Raw genomic sequence first — 11,065 nt, 5'->3', positions numbered from 1 at the left:
AAGATTAAACTATTGGGTATTCTAATTCTCTTGATTTTCATAACATGTAAAAAATCATCTAAATCGCCTGAAATAGCAATTCAGACTCCTGAAATTGAGATTCAGGTGTTAAGTCAAAATTTATCCTTTCCTTGGGAGCTTCTGTGGGGGCCAGATAATTTTCTTTGGATGACCGAAAGAGGAGGTAGAATAAGTCGTATTAATCCTTCAAATGGTATAATTAGTCCCTTGTTAACTATTTCTGATGTTAAGTCGCAAGGCGAGGGTGGATTATTGGGAATGGTTCTTCATCCAAATTTCTCTGTTACCCCGCATGTTTTTGTTGTTTATAATTATGATAAATCAGGTGTTTATACCGAAAAAATAGTTAGGTACACTTATAATTCTTCAAGTTTAATTAACCCAATTATTATCCTGGATAATATTCCGGCAGCAAATTATCACAATGGCTCACGTCTATTGATAAGTCCCGATCTCAAATTATTCATAACCACCGGCGACGCTGTAAATGCAAATACTGCTCAATCTATAAACTCATTGAGTGGTAAAGTTTTGCGTGTGAACCTAGATGGATCCATCCCCACAGATAATCCTTTTGCTGGAAACGCTACATGGTCTTTGGGGCATCGAAATGCTCAAGGCTTAGTATTTGCCAATGGAAAACTTTATAGTTCAGAACATGGACCTGAAAAGGATGATGAAATTAATATCATTATGAGAAACAGAAATTATGGCTGGCCTAATGTAAATGGTTTTTGTAATGAAAGTACCGAGCAGACTTTTTGTAATGCAAATAATGTGGTTGAACCATTGAAAAGTTGGACTCCTACAATTGCAGTATCGGGAATGGATTATTATGAAAAAGGTACTCTCACTCAGTTTAAAAATTCATTGATTTTGGCTACTTTGAAAGATCAAACCTTGTATCAATTAAGGCTAAATACTTCTGGAGATAAAATCGAAGAGACTAAAGAATTGTTTAGGGGTACTTATGGAAGACTTAGAGATGTTTGTGTTGGTGCGGATGGGAATATCTATATCTTGACAAGCAATGGATCAAATGATAAGATTTTGGTCATAAAAGCAAAATAATATTACAGTTTCTAATGCTTTTGGTAATTTAGTGCACTAACCAATTATTTATGATTCATAAAGTTGTTGCGAATGCCGATGAGGCCATCAGAGATATTTCTAGTGGGATGACACTCATGCTAGGCGGTTTTGGTTTATGTGGTATTCCTGAAAATTGCATTAATGCACTTGTTAAGAAAGGGGTAAATCAGTTAACATGTATTTCTAATAATGCTGGTGTTGATGATTTTGGCATTGGATTGATGCTTCAAAATAGGCAAGTTAAAAAGATGATTTCTTCCTATGTTGGTGAGAATGCAGAGTTTGAACGACAATTGCTTAGTGGTGAACTAGAGGTCGAATTAGTCCCACAAGGAACTTTAGCAACTCGTTGTATGGCGGCAGGTTATGGCATGCCCGCAATATTTACGCCTGCTGGAGTTGGAACTGAAGTAGCCTTAGGTAAAGAAATTAGGAATTTCAACGGGAAAGATTATTTAATGGAAATGGCTTTTGATGCTGACTTTGCCATTGTTAAAGCTTGGAAAGGAGATAGTGCTGGTAATCTTATCTATCGCTCTACCGCTAGGAACTTCAATCCTGTAATGGCAATGGCCGGTAAAATCACGATTGCAGAGGTTGAGCATTTAGTTGAGGTTGGTGAATTAGACCCAGATCAGATTCACACACCTGGAATTTACGTTCATCGTATTTTTCAAGGGCAGGATTATCAAAAAAGAATAGAGCAACGGACTGTTAGTTCAATATAAATATCTGATAATCAAATATTTATTTTCAATAGTTATATCTCAAAGAAAATTATAAAACGATATTCATGTTAGATAAAATCGGTATTGCAAAGCGTATAGCACAAGAAATTAAGAATAATTATTATGTTAATTTGGGTATAGGCATTCCGACCCTAGTGGCTAATTATATTCCTGAGGGAATAAATGTCGTTCTTCAATCAGAAAATGGTCTATTAGGAATGGGACCATTTCCAATTGAAGGTGAGGAAGATCCAGATTTAATCAATGCTGGAAAGCAAACCATTACTACTTTGCCTGGTTCTTCTATTTTCGATTCAGCGATGAGTTTTGGTATGATTCGTTCTCAAAAAGTTGATTTAACGATACTTGGAGCGATGGAGGTATCAGAAAATGGAGATATCGCGAATTGGAAAATCCCAGGGAAAATGGTTAAAGGAATGGGAGGCGCAATGGATTTAGTTGCTTCCGCCAAAAATATTATTGTTGCCATGCAGCATGTAAATAAGGCTGGTGAGAGCAAACTTTTACCACAATGTTCTTTACCATTAACAGGTGTAAAATGTGTTAAAAAAATTGTTACTGAGCTTGCAGTTTTAGAAATTGCTACTGATGGTGGTTTTAGATTATTAGAACGTGCTCCTGGAGTAACTATTGATGAAATCAAAAAAGCCACTGCAGGGAAATTAATTATAGAAGGCGATATTCCTGAAATGAAAATTTAATTATAATACCAATATGTTTTCCCTCAGTTGATTAGAAATTTCACTTGTTATTTCGATGATGTCTTCAGCAACATGTGTATTATTCGTAATTATTTTATCGCATTGCTTTTTATAAGGCAATAAGTAATCATTAAAGGCAGGCATCACATGATTATTCCATTTATAAAGAACATCTCCTTCAGGGTAACCTCGTTCGATAAGATCTCTTTTTAGACGTCTTTGTAAAGCGATATCCTCATCTGTATCAATAAATATTTTCATATCTAATATTTCTGAGATTTCCTCAAAATGAAGGATAAATAAACCCTCAACCATAACAATTGGAGCTGGTTGAATTTCTAATAATTTAGGTTCAGCATTTGGATTATTGAAGGTGTATTCTTTTTGATAAACAGCTTCTCCATTAATCAAATTTTTAATATCGTTTACAAATTGACTATTATCGATAGTTGATGGGAGATCAAAATTATAAAGTTTATTTTCTTCAGCAGTCATTGTATGACCCACTCTATAATAATAGTCGTCTTGAGATAATAAACAGATTTCTTCTTTTTTAAAATGGTTTAAAAAGCACTTTAAAAAAAAGGTTTTTCCGGAACCACTTCCACCGGCAACACCAATTACAAATGGTTTCTTACTCATTAGGAACACCGTATATTAAGGTTACTTGAAATCTTTTATCTAAGGCACCAATTAAATTTGCTGTAGCCTTATTCACTACAATAATAGCATCTTTTGATAATTCATTTTGAGTAAATTTTCCAACAACTTTTGCAAAGGTGCTTTTACCAGTCATAGGATTAGTTATTTTAATAACCGTACCAATTGGTGCTGTTTGGTGAAGTGCCAACATCTTTGTTTCATTCAAGTTTTCATCAGCCAAGGTAATGGCAATTCCTCTTTCATTCACTTCTCTTAAACCGTATCTCGCAACGGGTAATTTAAGTCGTTCACTTGCATTTTGTATACTATCTGTTAAAATAGCAGCTGTATTTGTAACTGGTTCTTGGTTAGCTTCAGGAGTTATGTTTATTTCTACAATTGTTTGTTCCGGATTCGAATTTCCAGAAGGAACCTTAATAATCTGCCCTATTGAAAGATTATTACTACTAAGATTGTTTAATGATTTTAGTTTTTCTACAGTGGTGTTAAATTTTCTGGCAATAGAGTAGAGGTATTCTCGTGCACCAACTTTATAGTCGATGCTAGTTTCTGTTGATGATTCGCTTGTTTGTAGATTACTATTTATGTTTGATATACTTACATCTGTGAATGGCCGATCAGTAGGAATTTTAACAATAGCACCAATCTGTAAAGATTTGTTACTGTTAAATTGAATAATTGATTGGGGGCTTACATTATACTTTCTACCTAATGAAAAATAGGTTTCTTTAGGCTCTAATTTATGGACTATGGTTTTTTTGCCGTTTAGATTTTCAACGCCGATAGAATCGATCGCTGCACTTGCTGTGAGCGACATAAAGCCAAAGAAAATGAATAAAACTATAAGTCTTAACATCAAAAGAATATAAAATTTGTGCAATTATACGAAATATGAAACGATTTCATCCTTATTTCGGATGTAGAACAATTGTTTCTTTATAACAAAGAACGACTCAGGTTGTAGTTTTTGTATATTACTTATTAAAATATCTTCATGTAATTTCTTATTATTCTGATAGATAAGTAATTTCTGTTGTAATTTATCTACCAATTTTTCATGAAAGCAAATTATTTGTAAATCATCAATTTTTAATTCAGCAACTACTCCTTCAATTAAACCATGTTCAATAAAATTAGGGAATGTATATGATTTATTTAAATCAGGAAATTTAATAGAACTTGTATTGTGTTTAATTTGAGATGGTTCAGGGAGGATGGATGCATTTAAATGGTTTATCCAATTATACCGTCGGGGTGAAATTTTGGTATCAAATATTTGAATTCCATATTCTGTAGCTTGTTGGATAGCCACATTGTATTTTTCCCATAATATTTTATCGCTTTTGAGTTCAATAGAAATTAATCCCGAACTTTCGGGGCTATCAACATGTTCATTTAATTTTAATAGGAGGGTATCTTTTGACAAATAAGCCAAATTAGCATTCATTGGTTCACCAAAAGCGCTCTCTTTGAAAAAGATTTTACCAGTCTTGAAATTTAAAACACTAAATAATACCTTTTTAGTGTCAATATTTCTACTTTCAATGGCCAGATAGTCATTATCTTCGTCGATTTTAATTCGCCAAATTAATCCATTGAATTTCTCTGCAAAAACTTGCTTTAACTTAATGGTCTCATTTATGCTCATCTTAGCAAATAATCAAAAATCTAAAATTTCTATATTTTAATTTTAATGGAAAGGATTAAAACCTTTTGCCTATTGTTAAAAATATATTATTTCGTTTATTGTCAATATTTGCAACTGGATTTGTTCCATCATTTAAAATATAGGGACTGATTTGAGTATTGTATGCAACTTGTTGATAGGTTAAATCAAAATAAACATCATTAATTCTGTATCCTAGTCCGCCACTATAAGTTTGAATTTTAAACTGTTCTTTAAAGTTTGTTAAAATTCTACCATTATCATCCTTTTTTTCCTGATAAGGATTGCCTTGTACACCATAACCAGCTCTTAGCATTAAATTGTTGAATTTTATTTCGGTCCCTAAACGAAAGTTTATAGCACTTTTAAAAGTCTTTAATATCTCTCTGTTATTATCTACAATTACGTCTGAATCAATTTCATTTTCATATGAAGATAGATTAATTGTAGAATAATCAACATAATCTATGTCGGCAGAAATAAATCCACTTTTATTAAAGAAAACTCCAACACCACCACTCAGCTTAAGTGGTGTCCGTAGTCTATATGAAAAGTCATAAACAGAATCATCATTTACAAATGAGGAGTCAACTCTATTTCTTCCATACTTAGTGTCAAGTCCTTCAGAATATCTATCATCAATGCTTGACCATGTAGGAGTTTCAAGTGTAGCCCCTAAACGTAAAGTTTTATTAGGTCTATAAATTGCACCTAATCTTGCATTTATTCCTGTTCCTCTGGTTGTTTGAGATTGTCTGAAGGATAAATCATAGTTATTATCTTCTGTAACATTATATCCTGTTTCTTTATAAACAGCATCAGTAGAATATCTCAAGCTAGTTATTCCAAGGCTTGCACCTATGAAAAATTGATTACTATAGTTTGCTCCAAAAGCAAAATTGATTTCACTTTGTGAACCAGTTCGAATATCATTTTTTGTTTGCTTATTATTTACATCTGTTTCAGGAAAATACGTGCCGTCAAAATTATCATATCCAATTACGTAATTATCGTAAGCCATTCTTTCTAAGCTTCCTCTTGAAAGCGTATTAGGAGCTCCAAAATTCGATGTAGCAAGTTCTGAATAGTAATCGGCGATAGAGTTTTTGGGGTTTGTTCCAGAAAATAAAAAATTATCTCCGTAAGACTTAGTACGGTTATAACCAATACCATAATTAAAACTTATCCATCCTTTTCCTAAATCTGAGCCCTTAGGTTTAGATAGCTTTTGATTCCAAACAACAGCAGCATGACCAATATTTAATTGATCTTTTTGGCCAATAGAGTTATCATTTAAATAACTAGCATTTGCATTTATTGCATTAAACTCGGGAGTAAAACTAAAATCAGATTTGGTAAACAATCCTATTCCAGCAGGATTACTACCTATAGAGCTTAAATCACCACCTACACCTATTTGAGCCCCAATAGCTTTAAATCTGGCTGTACTCCCAGATTGAGTTAGAGAAAACCGCAATGCATCAGCAGTATATTGAGCAAAAGTTTCTATTGAAGCAGTGGCTAAGACTGCTATTGTTAACAATAATCTAAATTTCATATTCTAATAATAATAATCTAATTTCCTCTTGATGGACGAGTTGAAGAACCACTACCTCCACTTGAAGGGGCATTATTTGACCTAGATCCAGAGCCTGATCCAACATCTTGACGTGGTGGAGCTGTATTCTGACGAGGTGGGGCCGTATATACACGCTCTGTTTGAGGCGCTCTTTGTGGTTGATTTTGACTAACACGCTCCGGACGATTAACCTGTTGAGTTCTAGTTCCAGAGTTTTGTGTAGCACCAGCATTGGGTTGAGTTTGAACCCCATAACGTTCAGTTCTACTTCTTTGAATAGCGCCATTGTTTGGAGAATTAGAACCAATACCATTTGGATTTCCAGATACAGACCCTCTATTTATGCCTAAATTATCAGTCGTTCTGTTGGGTCTAGTACGATAGTTTGGTGCGATGAAAGCAGGACTACTATAGATCCCAGTATACATTCCTCCATAATATCCATTTCCATTTCCAAAAGCATTATAAGGATTATAGAAGGAAGCAGGACCCCAAAAATTTGATCCAAAACCATAATTAAAGCCGAAAGGCCTCCATGGGTTATATCCAAACATTCCAAAACCTGACCCAAATCCAAAACCTGACCCAAAACCTAATCCAAATCCATTATTAAATCCAAATCCGCCCCCAAAACTATTTGGAAAGAACATATTATTATAAAATGGATCATAATTAAATCCATAAATACTATTGTAATATCCTAAAGAAGGCGCAAAAGTTCCGAAACGATTAAATCTAGAAGCATAGTCATTGTAATATCCATAATCATCTCTTACATCTCCATAAAGATTTTCATCAGTTACATAATCATTCTCAATTTTATATTCATTTTGAACAATAGTTCTTGGAGTAAATTCCTTAGCTTTTGCCTCAGTATAGTAAACGTCATCGTCTTGATCAATTACTTGGGCTGTTTTAGTACTGGCACATGATCCCACAAATAAAACAAAAGGGATAGCTAACAAAGGAAAAATTTTCTTTTTCATAATCGTAATTATTAGATAAGAATGAACGTATAAACTATAGACGATATTATTTATGCAATGGTTGCATCGTAAAATATTAGAATACATCGTCTAGTTTTATAACTTTGTTAAAATATTAAATTCTATAAATGTACGTAATTTTTCGATAAAAATAAGATGAGTAAGGGTTTAACAAGTAGAGCAGACGATTATTCGCAATGGTATAATGAACTTGTAGCTAAAGCCGATATGGCCGAACATTCTGCAGTTAGGGGTTGTATGGTTATAAAACCCTATGGCTATGCGATTTGGGAAAATATGCAAGCAGCTTTAGACAAGATGTTTAAGGATACAGGACACAGTAACGCTTATTTTCCTTTATTCATTCCTAAGTCATTTTTTTCAAAAGAAGCCTCTCACGTAGAGGGTTTTGCGACTGAATGTGCAGTTGTTACGCACTACAGACTTAAAAATGATGGCAATGGAAATATAATTGTAGATGAGGATGCCAAGCTTGAGGAAGAGTTAATTGTACGTCCTACTTCTGAAACTATTATTTGGAATACTTATAAAGGGTGGATTCAGTCTTACCGTGATCTTCCTATTTTAGTAAATCAATGGGCAAATGTAGTCCGCTGGGAAATGAGAACACGTTTATTCCTTAGAACTGCCGAGTTTTTATGGCAAGAAGGACATACAGCTCATGCAACCTCTCAAGAAGCTATTGAAGAAACGGAACGCATGCTTGATGTTTATGCAGATTTTGCAGAAAACTGGATGGCTGTACCTGTAATTCGCGGTAAAAAGACTGCCAATGAGCGTTTTGCAGGAGCTTTAGACACTTATTGTATTGAAGCTTTAATGCAAGATGGCAAAGCGCTTCAAGCAGGAACATCTCACTTTTTAGGTCAAAATTTTGCCAAAGCTTTTGATGTTAAATTTACAAGTAAAGAAGGTAAACTTGATTATGTTTGGGCTACTTCTTGGGGAGTTTCCACTCGTTTAATAGGAGCTTTAATTATGGCTCATTCTGATGATTCAGGATTGGTGCTTCCACCAAAACTTGCTCCAATTCAAGTTGTTATTGTGCCAATTTATCGTACTGATGAAGAGTTAGAGCAGATTTCTGCATTGGCTAAAGAATTGTCAAAAGATTTGAAAAACAAAAATATTTCTGTCAAATACGATGACCGCGATACCTTACGTCCCGGTTTTAAGTTTGCTGAATATGAAATGAAAGGTGTTCCTGTAAGACTAGCAATAGGAGGGCGCGATCTTGAAAACGGTACTATTGAAATTGCCCGTCGTGATACAAAGGAAAAACAAACTATTTCTAGAGATGGTTTAGTTCAGCATATTGAGGATTTATTGGTTGATATTCAAAGTAGTATCTATCAAAAAGCCTTGAAATTTAGAGAGGAAAATACGCGCGAAGCAAATTCTTATGAAGAGTTTAAGGAGCTTTTAGAAACCAAAGCTGGATTTATTTCGGCGCATTGGGATGGAACTCCTGAGACTGAAAAAAGAATTAAAGATGAAACTAAAGCAACTATTAGGTGCATTCCTTTAAATAATAAGCTTGAAAATGGTGTTTGCATGGTTACCGGAAACCCATCTACTCAGCGTGTTTTATTTGCTAGAGCTTATTAAGATCAAAATTTAATTTATATGGAAGAGGTTGAATCATACAAGCATATTTTAACTCTACTAGAAAACAAGGCCAGTGTAAAACAGCAGATTTTCAAAACAACTTCCGCTGTTTTTAATCAATTTAAACAGGTTTTGAATGAAATTTGTTTAGATATGCAAGCTGATTTTGCCGGAAAAAGCCAACTAGTTGAAATAAGCTACTCTGATCGTGGTGATTTTGAAGTACAACTTAAATTTTCAGGTGATGTTCTGATATTATCTATGCATAGTAATGTGTTTTGTTTCCCTCCTGAACATGAGGTAAATAAGCTAAAATATGTTCAGGAAGATCCTTACAGACAGTATTGCGGTATCATTCACATCCATAATTTTTTGGCCGATTCATTAAAGTATAATAGAGGTTCTGATGTGGGTAATTTAATCGGACGCATTTTTATTAATAAAGAGGAGCATTTTTTTGTAGATGGACAAAGTCAATTGGGCTTCCTCTTCAATTCCTTTCATAAAGGAAAGCTACAAAAGGAGCAAATTCGTAAAATTTTGGAGTTAGCAATTATCTATTGCATGGATTTTGATCTTCTAACTCCACCTTTTGAAAATGTGCGCTTTATTAGTCTTGAAGAAAAACAATACATGGGATCAACATCAGGATACCCTACAAGCAAGCAATTAGGTTATAAATTTAAGGCTGAGCTTGAAAATAAAGTGAACTAAGCCAAAATTTTTTTAAAAATTAACCAATTATATAATTCATTATGAAATTCGGAACAAAAGCGATACATGCAGGACAAGAGCCTGATCCAAGTACAGGGGCAATTATGACTCCTATATTCCAAACTTCTACTTATTGGCAAAAATCTCCTGGCGATAATAAGGGTTTTGAATACTCTAGAGGGACTAATCCGACTCGTAAAGCATTAGAATCATGTCTTGCAGCTTTGGAAAATGCAAACTACGGACTCGCTTTTTCGAGTGGTATGGGTGCTACCGACGCTGTGATGAAATTGCTTGCACCTGGAGATGAAGTAATTACTGGAAATGATCTTTATGGAGGTTCTTACCGAATTTTCACTAAAATATTTTCAAATTATGGAATAAAGTTCCATTTCATTGATATGACTGATGCTGAAAATGTAAAGAATTATGTCAATGATAATACTAAGTTAATTTGGATTGAAACTCCTACAAATCCTACAATGCAAATTGTTGATATAAAGGCTGTTGCTACTATCGCCAAGCAAAACAATGTTTTATTGGCGGTTGATAATACATTTGCTTCACCTTATTTACAAAACCCAATTGACTTAGGTGCAGATATTGTGATGCATTCGGTAACCAAATACCTTGGTGGACATTCGGATGTGGTGATGGGGGCCTTAATGCTTAATGATGAGGATCTATACAAGCGTTTATGGTTCATTTATAATGCTTGCGGCGCTACTCCTGGTCCGATGGATAGTTTCTTAGTGCTAAGAGGTTTAAAAACCCTTCATTTACGTATGAAAGCGCATTGTGAAAATGGTAGACAAATCGCTGAATTTTTGAAGGATCACCCTAAAGTGGATAAAATCTACTGGCCAGGATTTACAGATCATCCTAATCATGATATTGCAAAAAAGCAAATGCGTGATTTCGGCGGAATGATTTCTATTACTTTAAAAGGAGCTGATTTACAAGAAACCTATCGTATTGCATCTTCATTTAAGGTTTTTTCACTGGCAGAATCTTTGGGAGGAGTAGAATCTTTAATTAATCATCCAGTATCAATGACGCATGGTTCTATTCCTAAGGCTGAACGTGATAAAGTTGGTGTTACCGATAACCTTTTACGTTTAAGTGTTGGTGTTGAGGATGTGGAAGATTTGCTTGAGGATTTAAAGCAGGCACTTTCTTAGAGATTTTATAAAATCATGTCTCAATATCCGGTTTCTTTAAATACGTTTCAGGGACTGAAAGATTTTCTTGATGCAAAGGTTGAG

General features: G+C 34.1%; 11 protein-coding genes. 6 read left to right on the top strand and 5 right to left on the bottom strand.

What is annotated here, in order from left to right:
- The 3 genes from ACIQ0D_RS08695 to ACIQ0D_RS08685 all read left to right on the top strand — a co-directional run.
- Window positions 1-1,092, top strand: a 1,092-nt coding sequence (locus ACIQ0D_RS08695) for a PQQ-dependent sugar dehydrogenase (RefSeq protein WP_395804726.1), incomplete at its 5' end; no start/stop codon positions are given.
- 50 nt (window positions 1,093-1,142) lie between these two features.
- Entirely contained in the window at window positions 1,143-1,841 is a 699-nt protein-coding gene (locus tag ACIQ0D_RS08690) for a CoA transferase subunit A (protein WP_395804724.1), read from the top strand.
- Between the two features lie 65 nt (window positions 1,842-1,906).
- On the top strand, window positions 1,907-2,563 hold the full coding sequence (locus tag ACIQ0D_RS08685; protein WP_395804722.1) for a CoA transferase subunit B: 657 nt from the start codon (window positions 1,907-1,909) through the stop codon (window positions 2,561-2,563).
- Here ACIQ0D_RS08685 and ACIQ0D_RS08680 read toward each other — a convergent pair whose 3' ends face one another.
- From ACIQ0D_RS08680 to ACIQ0D_RS08660, 5 genes are read right to left on the bottom strand one after another with little or no spacing between them, the layout of a single operon-like run.
- On the bottom strand, window positions 2,564-3,205 hold the full coding sequence (locus tag ACIQ0D_RS08680; protein WP_395804720.1) for a uridine kinase: 642 nt from the start codon (window positions 3,203-3,205) through the stop codon (window positions 2,564-2,566). It abuts the gene before it with no gap.
- Complete coding sequence (locus ACIQ0D_RS08675) at window positions 3,198-4,082, bottom strand: LysM peptidoglycan-binding domain-containing protein (protein ID WP_395804718.1); 885 nt, start codon at window positions 4,080-4,082, stop codon at window positions 3,198-3,200. Before ACIQ0D_RS08675 ends, ACIQ0D_RS08680 begins: the two co-directional genes overlap by 8 nt.
- 24 nt (window positions 4,083-4,106) lie before the next feature.
- On the bottom strand, window positions 4,107-4,874 hold the full coding sequence (locus tag ACIQ0D_RS08670) for a DUF4905 domain-containing protein (RefSeq protein WP_395804716.1): 768 nt from the start codon (window positions 4,872-4,874) through the stop codon (window positions 4,107-4,109).
- 55 nt (window positions 4,875-4,929) lie between these two features.
- Window positions 4,930-6,450 (bottom strand): OmpP1/FadL family transporter, encoded by a 1,521-nt coding sequence (locus tag ACIQ0D_RS08665; RefSeq protein ID WP_395804714.1) that lies wholly within the window; start codon window positions 6,448-6,450, stop codon window positions 4,930-4,932.
- Window positions 6,451-6,467: 17 nt separating this feature from the next.
- Window positions 6,468-7,457, bottom strand: a complete 990-nt coding sequence (locus tag ACIQ0D_RS08660) for a hypothetical protein (RefSeq protein WP_395804712.1) — start codon at window positions 7,455-7,457, stop codon at window positions 6,468-6,470.
- Between the two features lie 156 nt (window positions 7,458-7,613).
- Between ACIQ0D_RS08660 and proS the strand changes: the two genes are divergently transcribed.
- The 3 genes from proS to ACIQ0D_RS08645 are packed head-to-tail and all read left to right on the top strand — an operon-like array spanning window position 7,614 to window position 10,981.
- Window positions 7,614-9,086 (top strand): proline--tRNA ligase, encoded by a 1,473-nt coding sequence (gene proS / locus ACIQ0D_RS08655; RefSeq protein WP_395804710.1) that lies wholly within the window; start codon window positions 7,614-7,616, stop codon window positions 9,084-9,086.
- Between the two features lie 18 nt (window positions 9,087-9,104).
- The gene (locus ACIQ0D_RS08650) at window positions 9,105-9,800 is read left to right on the top strand and encodes a hypothetical protein (protein ID WP_395804708.1); all 696 of its coding nucleotides are present in this window, start codon (window positions 9,105-9,107) and stop codon (window positions 9,798-9,800) included.
- 41 nt (window positions 9,801-9,841) lie between these two features.
- Window positions 9,842-10,981: a cystathionine gamma-synthase gene (locus ACIQ0D_RS08645; protein ID WP_395804706.1), complete on the top strand. Its 1,140-nt coding sequence runs from the start codon at window positions 9,842-9,844 to the stop codon at window positions 10,979-10,981.
- Window positions 10,982-11,065: the final 84 nt, after the last annotated feature.

The sequence above is a fragment of the Daejeonella sp. genome (genome assembly GCF_044342615.1).
Lineage (GTDB): Bacteria > Bacteroidota > Bacteroidia > Sphingobacteriales > Sphingobacteriaceae > Daejeonella.
Note: the sequence above shows the minus strand (reverse complement) of the source record. Positions and strands in the feature narration are given on the sequence as shown.

Bases quoted from the DNA above. Each gene is read 5' to 3' on its own strand.
- ACIQ0D_RS08670 (WP_395804716.1), bottom strand. From the start codon at position 4,874: ATGAGCATAAATGAGACCATTAAGTTAAAGCAAGTTTTTGCAGAGAAA.
- ACIQ0D_RS08680 (WP_395804720.1), bottom strand. From the start codon at position 3,205: ATGAGTAAGAAACCATTTGTAATTGGTGTTGCCGGTGGAAGTGGTTCC.
- ACIQ0D_RS08685 (WP_395804722.1), top strand. From the start codon at position 1,907: ATGTTAGATAAAATCGGTATTGCAAAGCGTATAGCACAAGAAATTAAG.
- ACIQ0D_RS08650 (WP_395804708.1), top strand. From the start codon at position 9,105: ATGGAAGAGGTTGAATCATACAAGCATATTTTAACTCTACTAGAAAAC.
- proS (WP_395804710.1), top strand. From the start codon at position 7,614: ATGAGTAAGGGTTTAACAAGTAGAGCAGACGATTATTCGCAATGGTAT.
- ACIQ0D_RS08690 (WP_395804724.1), top strand. From the start codon at position 1,143: ATGATTCATAAAGTTGTTGCGAATGCCGATGAGGCCATCAGAGATATT.
- ACIQ0D_RS08645 (WP_395804706.1), top strand. From the start codon at position 9,842: ATGAAATTCGGAACAAAAGCGATACATGCAGGACAAGAGCCTGATCCA.
- ACIQ0D_RS08665 (WP_395804714.1), bottom strand. From the start codon at position 6,450: ATGAAATTTAGATTATTGTTAACAATAGCAGTCTTAGCCACTGCTTCA.
- ACIQ0D_RS08660 (WP_395804712.1), bottom strand. From the start codon at position 7,457: ATGAAAAAGAAAATTTTTCCTTTGTTAGCTATCCCTTTTGTTTTATTT.
- ACIQ0D_RS08675 (WP_395804718.1), bottom strand. From the start codon at position 4,082: ATGTTAAGACTTATAGTTTTATTCATTTTCTTTGGCTTTATGTCGCTC.